This window comes from Enterococcus sp. DIV1307a, assembly GCF_050537425.1.
GTDB lineage: Bacteria > Bacillota > Bacilli > Lactobacillales > Enterococcaceae > Enterococcus > Enterococcus faecalis.
Map to the genome: position 1 here is coordinate 247,555 of NZ_CP172914.1, position 19,723 is coordinate 267,277.

At 39.1% G+C, this 19,723-nt stretch carries 19 protein-coding genes; 11 read left to right on the top strand and 8 right to left on the bottom strand.

Features of this window, described 5'->3' with window-relative positions:
* Window positions 1-68 precede the first annotated feature (68 nt).
* Both IGL90_RS01330 and IGL90_RS01335 read left to right on the top strand, forming a co-directional pair.
* Window positions 69-986: a PLP-dependent cysteine synthase family protein gene (locus tag IGL90_RS01330; protein WP_002361143.1), complete on the top strand. Its 918-nt coding sequence runs from the start codon at window positions 69-71 to the stop codon at window positions 984-986.
* Between the two features lie 13 nt (window positions 987-999).
* The gene (locus tag IGL90_RS01335; RefSeq protein ID WP_002358342.1) at window positions 1,000-2,136 is read left to right on the top strand and encodes a cystathionine gamma-synthase; all 1,137 of its coding nucleotides are present in this window, start codon (window positions 1,000-1,002) and stop codon (window positions 2,134-2,136) included.
* Between the two features lie 36 nt (window positions 2,137-2,172).
* Here the strand turns inward: IGL90_RS01335 and genA are convergent, their stop codons facing one another.
* The 3 genes from genA to genR form a co-directional block, all read right to left on the bottom strand.
* A complete protein-coding gene (gene genA, locus IGL90_RS01340; RefSeq protein WP_048737150.1) occupies window positions 2,173-3,603 on the bottom strand; it encodes a 6-phospho-beta-glucosidase GenA in 1,431 nt (476 codons plus the stop codon).
* Between the two features lie 26 nt (window positions 3,604-3,629).
* On the bottom strand, window positions 3,630-4,964 hold the full coding sequence (gene genB, locus IGL90_RS01345; RefSeq protein ID WP_002355207.1) for a PTS sugar transporter subunit IIC: 1,335 nt from the start codon (window positions 4,962-4,964) through the stop codon (window positions 3,630-3,632).
* 173 nt (window positions 4,965-5,137) lie between these two features.
* Window positions 5,138-5,899 (bottom strand): transcriptional regulator GenR, encoded by a 762-nt coding sequence (gene genR / locus IGL90_RS01350; RefSeq protein WP_002362941.1) that lies wholly within the window; start codon window positions 5,897-5,899, stop codon window positions 5,138-5,140.
* Window positions 5,900-6,097: 198 nt separating this feature from the next.
* Between genR and IGL90_RS01355 the strand changes: the two genes are divergently transcribed.
* The 6 genes from IGL90_RS01355 (at window position 6,098) to IGL90_RS01380 (ending at window position 12,670) form a co-directional block, all read left to right on the top strand.
* Window positions 6,098-6,688, top strand: a complete 591-nt coding sequence (locus IGL90_RS01355; RefSeq protein WP_025190668.1) for a dihydrofolate reductase family protein — start codon at window positions 6,098-6,100, stop codon at window positions 6,686-6,688.
* Window positions 6,689-6,819: 131 nt separating this feature from the next.
* Window positions 6,820-8,187, top strand: coding sequence for a TrkH family potassium uptake protein (locus IGL90_RS01360; protein WP_002379039.1), 1,368 nt, complete (start codon window positions 6,820-6,822; stop codon window positions 8,185-8,187).
* A gap of 20 nt (window positions 8,188-8,207) precedes the next feature.
* Window positions 8,208-9,371, top strand: coding sequence for a cation:proton antiporter (locus IGL90_RS01365; protein ID WP_002355211.1), 1,164 nt, complete (start codon window positions 8,208-8,210; stop codon window positions 9,369-9,371).
* 128 nt (window positions 9,372-9,499) lie between these two features.
* Complete coding sequence (locus IGL90_RS01370) at window positions 9,500-9,940, top strand: CopY/TcrY family copper transport repressor (protein WP_002358353.1); 441 nt, start codon at window positions 9,500-9,502, stop codon at window positions 9,938-9,940.
* 15 nt (window positions 9,941-9,955) lie between these two features.
* On the top strand, window positions 9,956-12,442 hold the full coding sequence (locus IGL90_RS01375) for a heavy metal translocating P-type ATPase (RefSeq protein ID WP_048737148.1): 2,487 nt from the start codon (window positions 9,956-9,958) through the stop codon (window positions 12,440-12,442).
* Between the two features lie 21 nt (window positions 12,443-12,463).
* On the top strand, window positions 12,464-12,670 hold the full coding sequence (locus IGL90_RS01380) for a heavy-metal-associated domain-containing protein (protein ID WP_002355215.1): 207 nt from the start codon (window positions 12,464-12,466) through the stop codon (window positions 12,668-12,670).
* A 43-nt stretch (window positions 12,671-12,713) separates the two neighbouring features.
* Here the strand turns inward: IGL90_RS01380 and IGL90_RS01385 are convergent, their stop codons facing one another.
* Together IGL90_RS01385 and IGL90_RS01390 are read right to left on the bottom strand one after the other, a co-directional pair.
* Window positions 12,714-14,084, bottom strand: coding sequence for a DUF5808 domain-containing protein (locus IGL90_RS01385; protein WP_048737146.1), 1,371 nt, complete (start codon window positions 14,082-14,084; stop codon window positions 12,714-12,716).
* Complete coding sequence (locus tag IGL90_RS01390; protein WP_002358356.1) at window positions 14,084-14,473, bottom strand: GntR family transcriptional regulator; 390 nt, start codon at window positions 14,471-14,473, stop codon at window positions 14,084-14,086. Before IGL90_RS01390 ends, IGL90_RS01385 begins: the two co-directional genes overlap by 1 nt.
* A 149-nt stretch (window positions 14,474-14,622) precedes the next feature.
* Here IGL90_RS01390 and IGL90_RS01395 point away from each other — a divergent pair, with 149 nt between their 5' ends.
* Window positions 14,623-15,951 (top strand): aminopeptidase C, encoded by a 1,329-nt coding sequence (locus IGL90_RS01395; protein WP_002358357.1) that lies wholly within the window; start codon window positions 14,623-14,625, stop codon window positions 15,949-15,951.
* A gap of 44 nt (window positions 15,952-15,995) precedes the next feature.
* Here IGL90_RS01395 and IGL90_RS01400 read toward each other — a convergent pair whose 3' ends face one another.
* Complete coding sequence (locus tag IGL90_RS01400; protein WP_002395578.1) at window positions 15,996-16,616, bottom strand: flavin reductase family protein; 621 nt, start codon at window positions 16,614-16,616, stop codon at window positions 15,996-15,998.
* 21 nt (window positions 16,617-16,637) lie between these two features.
* On the bottom strand, window positions 16,638-17,612 hold the full coding sequence (locus tag IGL90_RS01405) for a ring-cleaving dioxygenase (protein WP_048737144.1): 975 nt from the start codon (window positions 17,610-17,612) through the stop codon (window positions 16,638-16,640).
* 265 nt (window positions 17,613-17,877) lie between these two features.
* On the opposite strand from IGL90_RS01405, the gene IGL90_RS01410 reads away from it, so the two are divergent.
* Window positions 17,878-18,234, top strand: coding sequence for a DMT family transporter (locus tag IGL90_RS01410; RefSeq protein WP_002386054.1), 357 nt, complete (start codon window positions 17,878-17,880; stop codon window positions 18,232-18,234).
* Window positions 18,231-18,542 (top strand): DMT family transporter, encoded by a 312-nt coding sequence (locus IGL90_RS01415; protein ID WP_002355223.1) that lies wholly within the window; start codon window positions 18,231-18,233, stop codon window positions 18,540-18,542. The genes IGL90_RS01410 and IGL90_RS01415 overlap by 4 nt, the downstream gene beginning before the upstream one ends.
* Window positions 18,543-18,637: 95 nt before the next feature.
* Here IGL90_RS01415 and IGL90_RS01420 read toward each other — a convergent pair whose 3' ends face one another.
* Window positions 18,638-19,684 (bottom strand): glycosyl hydrolase family 18 protein, encoded by a 1,047-nt coding sequence (locus IGL90_RS01420; protein ID WP_430604662.1) that lies wholly within the window; start codon window positions 19,682-19,684, stop codon window positions 18,638-18,640.
* Window positions 19,685-19,723: the final 39 nt, after the last annotated feature.

Sequence of the window (19,723 nt, forward strand, 5' to 3'; positions counted from 1 at the left end):
CAAAAAAGGTGCTGATGCGATCAGCACCTTTTTGTTTTATGTACATGTATTAGAAGGAGGAATTCGCTATGATTGTTCAGTCAATTTTAGACACAATCGGAGCAACACCATTATTTGAATTTACAAGTGAACAATATCCTATGCCAGAAGGCACTAAAATTTATGCGAAACTAGAATATTTGAATCCAGGTGGCAGCGTCAAAGATCGGCTTGGTGTGCATCTTCTCAAAGAAGCAATGAAAACGGGAAAGATAAATCAAGCCACAACAATTATTGAACCGACAGCGGGGAATACAGGGATTGGACTTGCATTAGCTGCCAGTCAACTGGGCCTCAAGACAATCTTTGTTGTGCCAGAAAAATTTAGTCAGGAAAAACAACAGCTGATGCAAGCGTTAGGTGCTAAAATTGTCCCTTCGCCAACAGAGCAAGGGATTGTCGGAGCGATAACTAGTGCTCAAGACTTAGCCAAGGAAATTCCTAATAGTTACGTGCCATTACAATTTGAAAATCCGGATAATCCTGCTGCTTACTACGAAGGATTAGGACCTGAAATTGTTCAAGACCTAGGCGGGAAGATTACTAGCTTTGTCGCAGGTTTAGGCAGTGGTGGAACGTTTGCAGGTGTTGGCAGATATCTCAAAGAACAAAATAGTAAGACGCAATTATGGGGTGTGGAGCCAGAAGGTTCGATTTTAAATGGCGGACCTGCACACGGACATGAAATCGAAGGCATTGGCGTGGAGTTCGTGCCGCCTTTTCTTAAACAGATTCCTGTGGACGGCTTTTATACCATTTCAGACGAGGATGGTTTTTTCTGGGTCAAACAATTAGCCAAGAAAAGCGCTTTGCTGGTGGGAAGCTCCAGCGGCGCAGCGTTTGCGGCGGCATTAAGAGAGGCGCGCCGCTTACCAGCAGGCAGCACAATTGTAACTATTTTTCCTGACGGTAGTGACCGTTATTTATCAAAAAATATTTATTCTTAGGAGGAAAACTTTTATGAAATTCAATACCAAATTAATTCATGGCGGCATTAGCAAAGACACAACAACAGGTGCAGTGAGTGTTCCTATTTATCAAACGTCAACCTTTGAACAAAATGGCGTGGGCCAGCCAAAAGAATATGAATATTCTCGTTCAGGTAATCCCACACGTCACGCGTTAGAAACCTTAATCGCTGAGTTAGAAGGTGGGAGCCATGGCTTTGCGTTTAGCTCAGGCTTAGCTGGTATCCATGCAATCATTTCTATGTTTGGACCCGAAGATCATATTTTATTAGGTGATGATGTCTATGGGGGCAGTTTCCGTTTATTGGATAAAGTATTTGTAGCAAATGGGTTAAGCTACACGATTGTAAACGCCAGCGACTTATCAACAATTGAAGCCGCAATTCAGCCAAATACAAAAGCCTTGTTTTTGGAAACACCAAGTAATCCACTGTTAAAAATTACAGATATTGAAGCGGCAGCTAAGCTTGCTAAAAAACATCAGTTGTTAACTATTGTCGATAATACATTTGCGACGCCTTATTTTCAACGGCCGTTAGCGTTAGGTGCTGATATTGTGGTTCACAGCGGGACAAAATATTTAGGGGGCCATAGTGATGTAGTCTCTGGTTTAGTCGTAACGAATCATCCAGAAAGCGCAGAAAAGATTGCCTTTTTACAAAATGCGATTGGTGCTGTTTTAGGACCACATGATAGTTGGCTGGTCCAACGTAGTTTAAAAACATTAGGCGTCCGGATGGCAGCGCATGCCCAAAATGCTCAAAAAATCGCAGAATTTTTAGAAGCGCATCCAGCGGTAGCAACGGTGTATTATCCAGGACTAGCGAGTCATCCTGGTCACGAAATTGCACAAAAACAGATGTCGGGGTTTAGTGGTATGATTTCTTTTGAATTAGCCAAGGATGAGCAAGTCGTTCCTTTCGTAGAAGCGTTGGAAATTTTTACTTTAGCGGAAAGTTTAGGTGGCGTAGAAAGTTTAATTGAAGTACCTGCCATTATGACTCACGCATCTATTCCCAAAGAAAATCGTGAAGCTGTGGGAATTAAAGATGGACTCATTCGTTTATCTGTAGGAATTGAAGCAGTCGAAGATTTGTTGGCTGATTTAGAAAAGGGATTACAAGCATAAACAAAAGGCCCTCGTCTTTAGACGAAGGCCTTTTGTTTATAATTCTTCACCATTCGTAGCAATCACTTGTTGATACCAAGCAAACGATTTTTTCTTTCGCCGTTCCAACGTTCCGTGACCATCGTTGTCCTTATCTACATAAATGAAGCCATACCGTTTCTTCATTTCGCCTGTACTAGCACTCACTAAATCGATGAATCCCCAAGGTGTGTAGCCCATCAAATCAATGCCGTCATACGCAACGGCTTCTTTCATCATCTCAATATGTTCACGTAAATAAGCGATTCGGTAAGTGTCGTTAATCGTTCCGTCTGGTTCTAGCTCATCAATAGCACCAAAGCCATTTTCAACAATAAAGAGTGGTAATTCATACCGATCATTGAACCAATTCATTGCATAGCGCAAGCCCATAGGATCGATTTGCCAGCCCCAATCAGATGTTGCTACATAAGGATTTCGCACCAAGTCTTTTGCTTCATTGTAGTCAAAAGTAGGGACCTTTTCTGCACCTTTCACAGCAAACGACATGTAATAGCTAAAGCCAATATAATCAACACAGCCATTAGCCAAATCAGTTAAATCTTCTTCTGTGACATCTAATGAAATGTTTTTTCGTTTCAAATAGCATTGAATTGCACTTGGATAATGACCGCGGACATGAACATCGGTAAACCAATAACGTTTTTGCATTGCGCTAACACTCATCATCATATCCTCAGGATTACAAGAATAAGGATAAATAGGCACCATCGCAATCATACAGCCAATTTGGAAGTCGGGATTGATAGCGTGGCCAATTTTCACTGCACGTGCGCTAGCGACTAGTTCATAATGAGCAGCCTGATACATAATTGCTTCGCGGTCTTCTCCTTCCTGGTAAGCAATACCAGAGTTAGTAAAAGGTGCAAAATCTTCTTCATAATTGGCTTGGTTGTTAATTTCGTTAAAGGTCATCCAATATTTGACTTTTTTCTGGTAACGAGTGAAACAGACTTCAGCAAATTTGACAAAAAAATCAATGACCTGGCGATTGCGAAAGCCGCCATATTTTGTGACTAAATGATAAGGCATTTCAAAGTGAGACAGTGTCACAACTGGCTCAATACCATTTTTCAAACACTCGTCAAAAAGTGCATCATAAAAACGAAGGCCTTCTTCATTGGGCGTTTCTTCATCTCCGTTAGGAAAAATTCGTGTCCAAGCAATAGAGGTTCGGAAACAATTTAAACCAAGTTCTTTGAATAGTTGAATATCTTCTTGATAGCGATGGTAAAAATCAATCGCTTCATGGTTAGGATAGTGTTCATCTGGTAAAACGCCTGCGGTAATTTTACGAGGGACGCCATGTGCACCGGCAGTCATTACATCCGCCACGCTCACCCCTTTACCGCCTTGGTCCCAGCCTCCTTCTAATTGATGAGCAGCGACAGCGCCGCCCCAAAGAAAATCATTTTTCAAAATTGACATATCGTTTCAGTCCTTTGTTCAAATTTTTATACGTTTTGTGCTTCGACTTTTTCAAGGGTTTCTTCAGTAATCGGTTGATTGGTTTCTTCTGCGTAGTTAAGTGCATCCATTTTTTTAGCAAACGGTAAATAGATAAAGAAACTCATCGTCAGTACTACTACTTGAAGCAACGCTGCTTGCCAACCACCAACTAAAAGTCCAGAAATGATTGGAGGAGTAGTCCAGGGAACTTGTACCGCAGTAAAGAGAGGAACCAGTCCTGTGTACAAGGCAAAATATGTCACAACAGAAGAAACAATCGGTGTGATAATGAATGGCACAGCCATGATTGGGTTCATCACGATAGGTGTAGCAAAGACAATTGGCTCGTTAATATTGAAAACAGCTGGCCCAATTGAAAGCCGACCTAATTGCTTAAACTGAGCTGATTTGGCAAAGAAAACCATGAACACGACTAACCCGATTGTCATGCCCGCACCAGTGACCGTTAAAAATTGATCTAAAAATTGTTGTGTAACAATATGGCCACCATTAGCCAGTGTTAAGTCTTTTCCTGATTTCAAAATTTCGGTGTTTTCTAAAGAGTTTGCTTGTAAAATAGGACCCATGATGCCGCCAACGATTGTTGACCCGTGAACACCGAAAAACCAAAAGAGGGGAATGACAAAACCTAATAGTAATGCGCCACCTAGTGAATCTGTGACTCCTTGAAGTGGTGATTGTAGCACTTCGTAAATAAAGTCAAAGAATGTCGTATTGAAGACTTTATCTAGAAGAATGAAAATTAGCATTGCACCAGTTACAATGACGCTGGCAGGAATTAACGCAGTAAAGGAATTGGCCACATTTTCTGGTACAGCTTCTGGTAATTTGATACGAATATCATGACGTAAAAACCAACTATATACAACGCCGACTAACAAACCAACAATAATAGCTGTAATCATCCCTTTGCCAGCTGTCCAATCTTTGTTGATGACATTGCCAACTACTGCGCCAGAAACCGCATCTTTGACTTCAGATGACATAAACAAAATGAAAACCACCATGGCAATCATGCCCGCTGGGAGGCCTTCAAATCCCTCGCTTTTTACATATGAGTAGGCAATACCGATGACCGCAAATAACGACATAATCGCAAAAGATGCCCCATATGCTTGATTGAAATAAACAGCCAGGCCACTTGCGTTAACCCATTCAGAAATAGCTGTAACTGGGAAATTCGCTAATAGAAGAAACACGGAACCAACAATGGTAAAAGGCATCGTGTAAAGCATCCCGTTCCGTAAGGCAGTAATTGCTTTGGTATTGACGAATTTTAGTACTGGAGGTAATAATTTCTCGTTAATCCATTCGTTCATAAAAATCTCTCCTTTGAAGAATAATATAAATGCAAATGTATCCGTTTACATATTTACTATATAAGGTTATTTGAAGAAAAAATAGACTTTTGCCTGAATGAGAAACATGTACCAAGAAAAAAAACAAAAAAGCTCATGCTGTTTTAGACAGCATGAGCTTTTGTGAAAAACAACTAGGAAGGTGTTTCATCTAGTTCCTTTAAAAGTTGACTTGCTTGATGAGCTAGGAGTTCAATTAAAGCAATGACAGGGATTTGAGTGGTTGTATTAACTGATTTATCTGCAAATGGAGAACGTTCGTCGGGCATATAATAGGAGATGTTGTAGTCAGCCAAGCGGGCAATAGTTGAATGTTGATTGTTGGTAATGCTTAGCACTTTGGCACCAGCTGTTTTAAAATCGGTCATTTGTTTAATCATTTCATTGGTTTCCCCAGATACAGACAGAATCAAGGCTAATGTATTTTCAAATCCGCGCTTGGGGATAGGCGTAAAGGGATCAGCAATACTGTAAGAATTGATATTTAAGTTGGCAAAATAACGACTGCCATAACTACCTAAAATTCCGCTAGTACCAATGCCAGTAAAGGCAACGTGACGTGCTTGAACAATCATTTGAATTGCTGGACGAAGCATTTCGTAATAGGTTTCTTGGTTTAATTTTTTCAAAAAAGCATCGACGTGAACCGTGGCATCATAAAAATTTTCAAACGTTTGTGTTTGTTTGGCTTCTTCTTTCACTGCATATTTTAATTCGGAAAAACCAGCATAGCCCATTTTGTTACAAAATCGTAGAATCGTTGAGGTGGAGACATGACAGGAAGTAGCCAGTTGGCGAATGGTCTGTTGAGGGATTTGGTGCAGGTGTTCCAATACATAATGGTAAACGAGCATTTCTAATTCATTCAAGGTCTGAACCTTCTCTAAATCAAACAAAGTAATCCTCCTTTATATAAAAACTGAATATGTTATTTTTTTTTGTAAATCAAATAAACCAATTCTTATTTTTCTTGAAAAAAATGTAAAATAACTCAATAAAAAGTTTCTTATTTCCTATTTTACAAAAAGTAACCCAATTATCCTAGTTTTTCTCTTTTTTCTTTTAAAAATAACAATGCGCACCCCTAGAGTTTTTTGAGAAAACAAGCTAAAATAGATAAGAAGAGAAAAGGAGGCGTTGATGTGGCACGGGAAGTAATTTTATTTATTGCAGCGAGTATTGATGGTTTCATTGCGGACAAAGCGGGCGGTGTTGCTTGGTTAGAAGAGAATATTCGTGGCGATGAAGAAGATCGTAGTTACGATGAAATGTATGAAAAAATAGACACTGTGGTAATGGGGCGGACTACTTATGATCAAGTGACACAAGAATTGTCCCCAGATGTGTATTTTTATGAAGACAAGCATTCTTATATCATTACCTCTCATCCAGAACCATCAACTGCTTCAAGAACTTTTACAAAGGAAGATCCCGTCACATTAATTCGTCGTATCAAAGAAGAAGACGGCGCGGGAATTTGGATTGTTGGAGGCCCAAAAGTGGTTCAACCGCTTTTGGCAGCTGATTTAATTGATACCTTCATTTTGACGACAATACCACTGTTTCTGGGTGAGGGCATTGCTCTATACGAGACAATGGCTCAATCAATCCCAGTTCGTTTAAAACAGGTTTATCAAAAAAATGAGTTGGTTTATTCGATTTATCAACGTGAAAACAAAAATTAAAAAATAATTATTCGGTTGGGCAAGTTGCTTTCAAGGTTTTGAGTTTCTCATAGGGCGAGAGGAACAAAGCAACAGTTGTCTAGCCGTTTGTGTTGTTTTTGATTGACAAAGAAATGGTAGAGGAGAAAAAAATGAAACATCAGATCAAAAGAAGGTTGTATATTTCACCTGTTCAAACAATTGTCTTAGGCTTTTTTCTATTAATTGTTGTAGGCACAATCTTATTAATGATGCCTTTTTCTGCACAAGCTGGACAAAAAACGCAATGGATTGATGCTTTTTTCGTGGCAACTTCCGCCGTCTGTGTTACAGGGCTTTCGCCTTTGAATACGGCGGAACATTGGAGTCCTATCGGGCAAGTTATTATTATGATTTTGATTGAATTAGGCGGCTTAGGCTTTTTAACCGTTGCCACGATTTTCTTTAGTTTGCTGCGGAAAAAAGCGTCACTAAGTGTACGGATGTTGTATCAAGAAGCTTTAAATGTTAGTGAAGTTTCCGGAGTTTTTCGTTTAATGAAATATATTATGAAGTTTGCGGCCATTATTCAATTACTTGGAGCCTTCTTGTTGTCCTTTCAATTTGTGCCAACATTTGGGTGGAAAAAAGGGTTGTTTTTTAGTCTCTTCCATGCCGTTTCGGCATTTTGTAATGCTGGCTTTGATTTGCTAGGGGATAGTATGGTTCCTTATCAAAATTCGCCTTATCTTTTACTAGTCATTAGCTTTTTAATTATAGCTGGTGGTTTAGGATTTATTGTGTGGCGCGATATTTTTGCAATGATTAAAGGCTATAAAAATAAAATTAAGCACCGTGTTAGTATTCATACACGCCTTGCTTTAACGGTGACCGCCACCTTTTTAGTCTTAGGGACCGTTATTTTTTACATTTCAGAATATCGCCATTTTCCAGCTGACATGTCTTTTTGGCAGCGTCTTGTCAACAGTTGGTTCTTGTCGGTTACACCAAGAACGGCTGGCTTTTATTCGGTTGATTATTTGAAAATGAGTAATCCAGGCCTGATTGTCACGATTTTGTGGATGTTTATTGGTGGCACTTCAGGATCAACCGCTGGCGGCTTGAAAACCACTACGTTTGGTGTGTTATTTTTACAATTTCGTGCAATTTTTAAAGGGAAACAGCGAGTGGAATTCCATGAACGCACAATTCCTGAGCGAGTAGTGCTCCAAGCATTTACTTTGTTCTTCTTGGCAACTTTTTTATGTGTAACTGCTTCGGTTATTCTCTCGTTTACAGAAACATTACCTTTAAAAAACGGGATTGAGTATATTGTTTTTGAAGTGATTTCTGCATTTGGAACGGTCGGTTTAACAATGGGGTTAACACCAGATTTAACTGTTTTTGGTAAACTGGTGATTATTTTTCTAATGTTCGTCGGTCGTGTGGGTGTGTACACGGTGTTATTGTCATTAATTAAGAAAGGCTTGGAAAGTCAGTCGAAAGTTCAATATCCAAAAGAATCAGTGATGATTGGTTAATAGAGAAAGAGGGAAATAGTATGGAATTTTTAGGTATTTTATGTTTGATTTTAATTACAACGACTTTAGCAGGTGTTGCTTGTAAAAGAGTAGGAATTCCTGCGGTAATTGGGCAATTGCTAGTAGGGATTGTGTTAGGTCCAGCGATGTTAAATATTGTGCATCAAGATGTGTTTGTGCATGACTTTTCAGAAATTGGTGTCATTATGCTGATGTTTATTGCTGGAATGGAATGTGAATTGGAATTATTGAAAAAATATGCGAAACCTAGTGTCATGGTCGCTATTTTGGGCATCGTTTTACCGGTTGGTTTTACTATGTTGATTGGTCAGCTGTTTGCTTTTTCTTGGAAAGAAGCTTTTTTCCTTGGGTTAGTTTTAGCAGCAACGTCGGTCAGCATTTCAGTAGAAGTATTAAGAGAGTTGAATGTTTTAAGTAGTAAAGAAGGTGCAACGATTCTTGGGGCTTCCGTCGTTGACGATATCGTGGTCGTGATTATTTTAAGTGTCGCTGTCGGCATGATTGGTGCAAGTACAGGCGGCAATACAGAAGTCAGCTTTATTGTTAAGTTAATTGAACAAGGCTTATTCTTTATTGGGATTTTCTTTTTGGTCCGCTTTATTGCTCCCTATTTACTACGTTTAAGTCAAAAAATGAACATTGGGTCGTCTGTGATTATCATGTCATTGATTATCTGTTTGGGCATGGCTTATTTGGCTGATTTAGTTGGTTTAAGTTCTGTCGTAGGTGCCTTTTTTGCAGGGATTGCTGTGGGACAAACGGATGCAAAAACAGAAATTGATTTCAATATTGAAGCTATTGGCTATGCCGTGTTTATTCCCGTCTTCTTTGCCAGCATTGGCTTATCAGTGACATTTAACACGTTAGGAAAGGATTTACCTTTTATTTTGGTAATGACGATTATGGCGATTTTAACGAAATTACTGGGCGGCGCCTGGGGAGCGAAAATGGTTGGTTTCTCCAATACAAGTTCTTTAATGGTCGGTGCTGGGATGGTTTCGCGTGGGGAAATGGCATTAATCATTGCGCAAATTGGTTACCAATCTAAATTACTTTCAGAAGCGTATTATACGAGCATGATTGTGGTAATTATCTTAACGACCTTAGTTGCACCGTTCTTATTGAAATACTTTGTTAAAAAACAAGAATCTGCGTTGCAATAAAAAAAGATGAGCAGAAGTTGTTGACAAAAAAATAAAATAGCTATATGATGAGTTCAAGATAAACGACTACATTTGTAGTCGATAATCTTGAACTCTTTTTTTATTGATGAAGGAGGAATTTAACGAGTATGGCAAAAGATAAATTAGCGACAATTACTGATGCAGAGTGGGAAGTCATGCGGGTTATTTGGACCCAAGGCAAAACCACGAGTCGTGAAGTGCATACACTTTTAAATGAGAAAAAAGAATGGAAATCAACGACCGTCAAGACGTTACTAAGTCGTTTAACAGATAAAGGGTTAGTTGGGACGGAGAAAGCAGGCAATAAATATATTTATTATCCGCTAGTAGAAGAACGTCGGAGCGTTGAAACGGTGGCAGACGAACTTTTAGCCAAGGTGTGCAGCCGTAAAGTTGGTTCCGTGGTAGAAACAATTTTAACAGAGAGTCAGTTGAGTTATGACGATTTGGATCGATTAGAGGAACTCTTGAAAGAGAAGCGCAAGACGGCGGTTGAATCTGTCCCTTGTAACTGTATTCCTGGTCAATGCCAATGTCATTTAATTTAAAAAGGAGTGAAAAAAATGGAAAGTAAAACGTTTGATATTGAAGGGATGAGCTGTGCTTCCTGTGCCCAAACGATTGAAAAGGCTACGGCGAAGTTACCTGGGATGGCAAAGGCAAGTGTCAATTTAGCTACGGAAAAATTAAGTGTCACGTATGATCAGACGGAAGTCACAGAAGAAGAAATTAAGGAAGCTGTGTCAGATGCTGGCTACAAGGCGATTAGCCCAGCCAAGCAACGAACGTTTACGATTGAAGGAATGAGTTGTGCTTCCTGTGCCCAAACGATTGAAAAAGCTGTGAACCAATTATCTGGTGTTCAACAAGCGATTGTTAATTTAGCCACGGAAAAACTGGTGGTTAGTTATGACGACCATCAAGTAACGAGTGCTAAAATTATCAAAGCAGTTACGGATGCAGGTTATCAAGCGACAGAAGAAGTCGCTGCAGGTGCAACAGCGGACCAAGATCGTGAAAAGAAACAAAAACATATTGCTGAGATGTGGCAACGTTTTTGGATCTCAGCGGTGTTTACAGTGCCCCTTCTTTATATTGCGATGGGACATATGGTAGGCTTACCATTGCCGGATTTTTTGAATCCAATGACACATGCGATGACCTTTGCAATGGTTCAATTGATTTTGACTTTACCCGTTCTATATGTCGGCAGAGAATTTTTCACAGTTGGTTTTAAAGCATTGTTTAAAGGGCATCCGAATATGTTTTCTTTGGTGGCTTTAGGAACCAGCGCTGCTTTTGTGTATAGTTTATATGGCACAGTCATGATATTTTTAGGAGACACAAGTTTTACAATGGCTCTTTATTATGAATCAGCGGGTGTTATTTTAACCTTAATTACATTAGGAAAATATTTCGAAGCTGTTTCAAAAGGGAAAACCTCAGATGCGATAAAAAAATTAATGGGTTTAGCGCCGAAAACTGCTCATATTTTACGTGATGGCGCAGAAATTGAAGTGCCAGTTGATGCTGTTCAGTTGGATGACATTGTGATTGTTCGCCCAGGAGATAAAATCCCTGTTGATGGAGTGATTGTTTCAGGCAGTAGTTCTGTGGATGAAGCCATGTTAACGGGCGAAAGTTTGCCTGTTGAAAAGAAAGTCGGTGATGCAGTAATTGGTGCTAGCATCAATAAAAATGGCAGCTTTCAATTCAAGGCGACAAAAGTGGGAAAAGAGACGGCCCTTGCCCAAATCATTCAATTAGTAGAAGATGCGCAAGGCTCAAAAGCACCGATTGCACAATTAGCTGATAAAATTTCGGGTGTTTTTGTCCCAATCGTCATTGGTTTGGCTGTTCTTTCTGGCTTGGCTTGGTTCTTTTTAGGACAAGAGTCATGGATTTTCGCTTTGACAATTACCATTTCTGTGTTAGTGATTGCTTGTCCTTGTGCGCTCGGCTTGGCAACGCCGACTGCGATTATGGTGGGGACAGGTAAGGGTGCTGAAAATGGCGTTTTAATTAAAAGTGGGGATGCTTTAGAAACCACTCACAAAATTCAAACAATCGTGTTTGATAAAACAGGGACTATTACAGAAGGCAAACCGGTGGTTACAGATATTTTAGTTGCTGATTCAGCACTTTCAGAAGCTGAGTTACTAACATTAGCAGCTTCTGCAGAACAAGGATCAGAACATCCTCTAGGTGAAGCAATTGTGGGGGCGGCTAAAGAACGTCAATTGCCATTAGCAGAAGGAAGCGATTTTTCAGCGATTCCAGGTCACGGCATCCGTGTGACAATCAACGAACGAGTCCTACTTTTGGGCAATATAAAATTAATGAAAGAAGAAGCCATTGAGCTATCAACGTTTGTTCAACAAGCGGATCGTTTGGCAGAAGAAGGGAAAACCCCAATGTTTGTGGCAAAAGATGGTTCGTTTGCGGGTATCATTGCGGTAGCAGATACTGTGAAGGATAGCAGTCAAACAGCCATTGCACGTTTGCATAAAATGGGGATCGAAGCCGTGATGATTACGGGAGACAACAAGCGTACTGCCGAGGCGATTGCAAGACAAGTAGGTATCGATCGTGTCTTAAGTGAAGTTTTACCAGAAGATAAAGCGTTAGAAGTGAAAAAACTACAAGCAGAAGGCAAAAAAGTTGCGATGGTGGGTGACGGTATTAATGATGCACCAGCACTTGCCCAAGCAGATGTGGGGATTGCTATTGGTTCAGGCACAGATGTTGCAATGGAATCGGCCGATATTGTGCTAATGCGTAGTGATTTAATGGATGTGCCTACAGCAGTTGAATTAAGTAAAGCGACCATCAAAAACATCAAAGAAAATCTTTTCTGGGCATTTGCCTATAATACATTAGGTATTCCAGTGGCTATGGGTGTGTTACACTTATTTGGTGGACCTTTGTTAAGTCCGATGATTGCAGCAGCAGCTATGAGTTTTAGTTCAGTCTCTGTCTTACTAAACGCCTTACGCTTAAAAGGATTTAAACCTTCGACGGTGAAAAGAACTAGTGGAAGTCAAAAATAAAATTGAAAAGGATGAAGTGAAATGGAAAAAACAGTAAAAATTGATGGGATGAAATGTGATGGCTGTGTTCAAGCGGTCACTGAAAAATTTAGTGGAATTGACGGCGTAACGAATGTTGCGGTTCACTTGGCAGATCAAACAGCCGTTGTGACAGCAGATCGTGAAGTAAGCCAAGATGAACTGAATACCACGTTGGCAGATACAAAATTCAAGGTTGTCAGCGAATAACAAAAAACAGGGCCTACCATCATGAGTAGGCCCTGTTTTTTTGTTATGGAAGTTTTGCTTTGATTTCCTGATAAATCTTAGTCGTTTCTTGACCCTCACGCGCAGTATAATAATAAACTTTCTCCCGCGTTTCTATTTTCAGAATCGGATGACTTTTTGTATAAATTAGTAAATAAGCAGGTTTTCCCGCGACTTTAAATTCTCCTGTTAAGTAACTATCTGTCGCAGCACCCATTGTGCGGATGCGTTCTTGAGGTAAGTCATCAATCAAAGAAACAGCAGTGATTTGGTTAAAAGGAATTGACCTTGTTTTTGCTAATGGGGCAGATAATTCAATTTGGTTCTTTTCAATAGTTGCTTGAAAGGCATGACTAGAAAAATCATTTATAAACATTGGTACTGTGGCAAAGAACAGCACCGCAATCGTTAAAATACCAGTAGCGGCTAGAATAATTTTCCCAGCAGGCCGTCCTAGGTTAATAGATAAATTCATACCAATGCGATCAGGAACCATGATTTTGGGGTCCTTTGGATTGATATAAATCCCATACCGCCAATATTGATCATCATCCCCATAGCGATAATCGCCAGCCTGTAAAACGAATTGATCTTGTTTTTTGCGCATTGAAAATAGGTAGTAGAAGAGAAAGCCTACATAAACAAACAAAAGAATAAAATAACAAAAAGTAAGGGCCATCGCAACCGTATAATTAATTACAATTGTGAAAGTTGGTAAAATGGTTAGCGGTGCAAAAACTAAGGCTGATAAAACCATTAAAACAGACCAATGATGCCGAAATAAATCATTGATTTGCTGATTAATTTTTGAGTCACTAGTTAGCGGTTTGACAGGTAAGCGCGCAATAAAATAATAGCCGCCAATGAACAAACTTAACATCAAAACAGTAATTAAGAAAAGAATCCAGGAACCAATCGCCGTTTGCAAGGAATAAAAGCCCCCAGCAAAAGTAAGAATAATTGCAGGTAAAAACCACCAAAATGAAATAAGTTTCTGGTTTTTATTTAAAACTAATTGCGTATCGATTAAGAGAGGACGCTTAGGTAGCAACCAGACGTTTTGCATTTTTAAAGCGGCCATTTTGCGAATATAAACGATTTGCAGATAGTAGCCACTGCCAATAAAACTAAATAAAAGTAACAGAAAAAGAAACAACAAAATCGAATCATAAGGAATAAATAACAAAGGTAAACTAAGAACACTAAAAACGGCTGCTAGTTGAACCAAGCGTTTTTTATAACGTTTTCGGATTGCTTGAACGCTGGGATCTTGTAGTTTATCTTCTGGTAAAGTGTTTTCCAAAATAATATTTTTGTGAGGATTTGCATAAATCCCCATAGTAAATGCCATAAAAAAAGCGACAGAAACTAGGATGAAATAAAAGAATACCGCCATTATAATGCACGCCCTTTCGAATCAAAATTTTGATAAATTTTCTGAATAAGTGCTTGGATTTCTGCTTCGGATTGCTGATGTAAAAAACTTTCAGCCAACAGAAGTTCTAAACGCTCATGCAATTGCTGTTGCCAAACAGCGGTAGCAGGTAACTTTGCGGCAATTTTGGTGCCGTTACGACGGTCAGTCACAATATAACCTGATTGCTTTAACTTATTATAAGCTTTTGAAACAGTCATCATATTGACCCCGATTTCGTCCGCCAATTGTCGGATAGAAGGCAAACTTTCATTGGGAACCAGTTCACCTTTGGCAATGCCTACAATGATTTGATCAATGAGTTGCTGATAGATGGGCTGTTCGCTTTGTTCATCTATTTCTAAAAGCATCGAATCACTCCTGTCTTATTTGTGCTATCTGTATTATATATACTAATGCAAAAAGAGTTGGAAAGCAAGGAATTTAGAGTAAATGGTTGTTTCTGTTTAAAGAGAAGCATATAATGAAGAAGAACGTAAAATGAAAGGACGATGAAAATATGACAGCAATTGAACCAAAATTAACAGAGAAATTCCATCAAGATTTCTTGAACAATAATAAACAAAATGCCTTACAACGTAGTGTAGTAAAAAATGGTATCAGCGCTTCAGGTGAATCTGTACAAGGAGCCGTGAATAACGTACCCGTCTTTTCAGTCGACTTAGCTACTGGAAAAGTAGCCAATCAAAAACAAAGCGGTCGCTGCTGGATGTTTGCGGCATTAAATACATTTAGACATAGAATGTTAAATGCGTTTCAATTAAAAGATTTTGAATTATCACAAAACTATACATTTTTCTGGGATAAATATGAAAAATCAAACTATTTCTATGAAAATATTATTGCAACAGCCGATCAACCGTTGACTAGTCGTAAAGTGGCCTTTTTATTAGCGACACCACAACAAGATGGTGGGCAATGGGATATGATCGTTTCAATTTTTGATAAATATGGCGTAGTGCCTAAAACGGCAATGCCTGAAAGCAGCAACAGTTCCAATTCACGTGATTTAAACAACTATTTAAATAAAAAATTACGCAAAGATGCAACAATTTTACGTAGTTTAATTGAAAAAGGCGCTTCTGCTGAAGAAGTCCAAAAAAACAAAGAAGCAATGTTACAAGAAATTTATAATTTCTTAGCAATCTCTTTAGGAACGCCGCCAGAAACCTTTGATTTTGAATACCGTGACGAAGAAAAAAATTATCATTTGGATCAAAATCTAACACCGCAAACATTCTTTGAAAAATACGTTGGCGTTAATTTACATGATTATGTAAGTATTATTAATGCTCCTACAGAAGATAAACCCTTCAACAAAACATACACTGTTGAAATGTTAGGGAATGTTGTCGGCGGCAAAGAAGTTAAATATTTAAATGTAGAAATGGCTGCTTTCAAAAAATTAGCTGCTGCACAATTGGAACAAGGCGAATCTGTTTGGTTTGGTTGTGATGTCGGACAATCTTCAACACGTGACACAGGAATTATGGCATTAGACGTTTACGATATGAACGATCTTTTTGATATTGATTTTACGATGACTAAAGCAGAACGTTTAGACTTTGGTGAAAGCTTAATGACACACGCCATGGTTTTAACAGGTGTTGATATCGTTGATGGTCAAACAACAAAATGGAAAGTGGAAAATAGCTGGGGCGAAAAAGTCGGTGAAAATGGCTTCTTCGTTATGAGCGATGCGTGGATGGACGAGTACACTTATCAAATCGTTGTGCACAAAGATTTATTAACTGATGAACAGAAAAAAGCTTGGGAACAAGCGCCAACTGTTTTGGCACCTTGGGATCCAATGGGCGCATTAGCATAAAACAGAAAAAGAAGGCCCCCGCCGTCATGGCGGGGGCCTTCTTTTTACGTTGGGCGGCGAACTTCACGGATTTCGCCCAATGTTGTATAATCATTGCCTGCTAAACGAGCAATCGGTTGGAGTTTTTCAGGTAAAATGTACTGATGTTCTTCATCGAAAACGGCTGAATCAAAATAGAAATCGGTAATTTCTACAATGAATAAATCCGTAATAATTTGACCTTCATGGTTAGCAATAGGTACATATTGATGTAAGCGAGCTTCCATCCGAATCGGCGCGGCTTTGATTGCTGGAACAGCAACAGTCTGGCTGGCAATGGTTTCAATCCCAAATGTGTCAATTTCACTGATCTCTGCTGCTAAAGGTGCCGAAGTCTGATTCATTTGAGTAAGAACGTCTTCGTTAACGAAATGGATGACAAGTTCTTTAGTAGCCAAGATATTTCGTGCCGTATCTTTAGGCTCTTTGTCTGGTCGTAAAATGGACAACGTTGCTAAAGGAATTTCAGCTGCCGCCGCATTAAAGAAACTAAAGGGGGCAGCGTTGACGACACCTGTAGCTGTATCTTGTGTTGTAACCCAAGCGATTGGCCGAGGAATAATACTTCCTGATAAAAATTTATACGCTGTTTTTGCAGATAACTCGTTACTATTGTAATGAATCATAGGAACCTCCTAGAAAAAATACTAATTTCGTTGAACATTCGCATCTGAAGTATCGAAAGGACGCACAAATTCTTCAATCCCTGCCCGTTTTGGTTCTAAAAATGGCGGTAATGATAATTTTTCGCCAGCGTGTTCATAGGTTTCATCCTCTAAAAATCCAGGACCATCGGTTGCCAGTTCAAATAAAACATGTGTTGCTGCCAAGAAATATTCAGATTTAAAGTAAAAACGTTCCACAAAGCCAGAATTAGGAAATTCCAAACGATTAATTTTTTCAATCCAGAAACGTAGTGCTTCCTCATCGGCAACGCGCAAGGCTAAGTGATGGACATTGCCGTAGCCTTCTTGAGCCGCTGGCAAATCTTCTCGATGCTCTACGATGATGCTGGCGCCATTCCCACCTTCACCAACTTCAAATAAATGGAAACTACCTTCAGCATCAATCAATTTGAATCCTAAAACTTCAGTTAAAACTAGTTGCAGATGTTCGTAATTTTCGACAGTTACAAAGGCTGGACCTAAGCCGATTAAAGCATGTTCACTAGGAACGTTAGATTTTTTCCAAGGCGTGCCGGCTTCGACACCTTGGTTCTTTTCATCAGAAATAAGTTGGTAACGTTGATTGTCAAAGTCTTCAAATTCTAAATACTTTTTACCAAAACGTTCTTGAATTTCTCCATGATCAATTGCATATTCATTAAAGCGTGATACCCAGTAATCCAAAGCAGCATCATCTTTTACACGGAAGGAAGTACGAGAAATTGTATTGGTTCCTTTGGTTCCTTTAGGTAAGCCTGGAAAGTCAAAGAAAGTCATATCTGTTCCGGGAGAGCCGGCATCATCAGCAAAAAATAAATGATATGTTTCAATATCGTCTTGGTTGACAGTCTTCTTAATTAAACGTAGACCTAAAATATCGGTGAAAAAGTGATAAATTTTTTCAGCACTTGAAGTCATGGCAGTGACGTGGTGTAAACCTAAAATTTGTGTATTCATAATAAAAATCCTCCTAAAAGAAAAATAATTTTTTAATTAATTAACTTACTAAAAGTAAGTTTAAATGATTAGTCCTAAAAATGCAAAAGAAATGTCTCGAATTCGAACTATTATTTTTTAGTTGATTTTTTAAAAAAATAAGAATATAATAGCCTGAGATATTTTAATACATAAACTTTCGTAAACATCGCCGGATGCTTGCGACTAAAGTGTTAATGAACAGTTCTTAGGCCATAGCTGAACTGTTTGTTGGCACTTTTTTTGTTTGGAAGGGAAGGAAAACAAGATGAGTAAAGCTTGGTTAAAAGTTATTTTTGGCGCTTTTTGTGAAGTGATTTGGGTCATTGGTATGAAGCATAGTACAACATGGTGGGAGATTTTAGGGACAGTAATCGCAATCTTTATCAGTTTTTATGCGCTGATTAAAGCAGGAGAGGAATTGCCAGTTGGCACAGCCTATGCTGTATTTGTCGGCTTAGGTAGTGCTGGAACTATTGTGACAGATCATTTTTTATTCCACACACCATTGGGCATAGGAAAAGTTCTTTTTCTGTTGCTGTTATTAATAGGTGTAATTGGCTTAAAAATGGTAACTGGAAATAAAGAGGAGGAAACAAGATGAGTTGGTTATACTTAGTTATTGCAGGCTGTTTTGAAATCTTTGGCGTAGGTTCAATTAAATTATTTACAACAAAAAAAGACTTACGTTCATTGTTAATTTTAATTCTAGCGTTTAGTGGTAGTTTCTTATTTTTATATTTAGGGATGAGACAATTACCGATGGGCGTTTCTTATGCGGTTTGGACAGGAATTGGTACAGCAGGAGGCGCTATCTTAGGAATGCTCTTAGGTGAATCAAAAGACCTACGCCGGATATTTTTTATTTTTTTAATCATTGTTTCTGTGATTGGTTTAAAATTAATTGGTTAGAAGGCGAGAGAACATTGTTTGGATTATTGAAAGACAGGTGAGTAAAATTTAAAAAGAGACAGAACCAAATGCGGTGTTCTGTCTCAAAATAGCTTTTATTTTACAAGGTTACTATAACGTGTCGCAAATTCATTGTTGTAGGACTTGCCGTTGACATCTTGACCAACGTCCCAATTTGCAGACCAAGTCATTAAGCCACTTATAGGATTACCGTCTTTTGCTAACTGATCAAAAGTTTTGGCTACAGGGGTAGCCTCAACGACATAGCCGCTACCAGCAGCATCCCGATTTGCTGGTAAACCAAGGACTAATTTATCGTTTGGTATCTGTAGATAGCCGCGCGTGCCATGGATTAATGAATCAGACATATAATAGAGGAATTCGTATTTTAGAGCATCGTTGCTTTGAGCAACCCAAGTCATAATTTCATCGACCCAGACACCGTCGCCGCCTTGGTTATATAATTGTGGGGCAATGTAATCATAATAACCATTTAGGGAAGTAATGTATGTTTCATAAGCGGCACCAGGTTTTAAATAAGGGAATTCTGGCGCCATCGTAATGATGAAATTTTTTCCTTGTGCTCGATAATGGTCTTTGACTATTTTCAACGCAGCAGGGATGACGGTTTGGTTGTCGCCAGCAGTAATCGCCAATTGCTCTAAGTCGATGTCTAAACCATCAAAGCCGTATGTTTCCACTTGACGAATGATTTCATTCGCAAAGGCTTGTTCATCGCCTTTGACTAATTGGATATGTGCATCTGCTCCACCAAGTGCCAATAAAACTGCGCGACCTTGACTATTTAATTGTGCGACTTCTTGTCGGAAGGCAGTGTCCGTTCGGTTATAAGGCTTGAACGTAGGAATCCGTGTCGTACCATCGCTTTTCATGAAGGAAACCGGTACGACATTGTAGGCTTGATTTACTTCTGAAAGGTTCAGCGATGCTGATGTTCCTTGTTTGTAACCATCGCGTTCTTTTGAGGCCCAGTTATGCCAATATCCAACCAACACTTTTTTGCCAGAGATATCTACCATCGTATCCGCAGCATCTGCAGAAGCTTGAGTAGGCGTTAACCACAAGCCAACTGCAACGGTTGAAAGAAGGAGAAAAGCAGGAATTATTTTTTTTAGCTTCATTTTTTGAGAACTCCTTTAATGTAGTTTAAGATGTGAGTA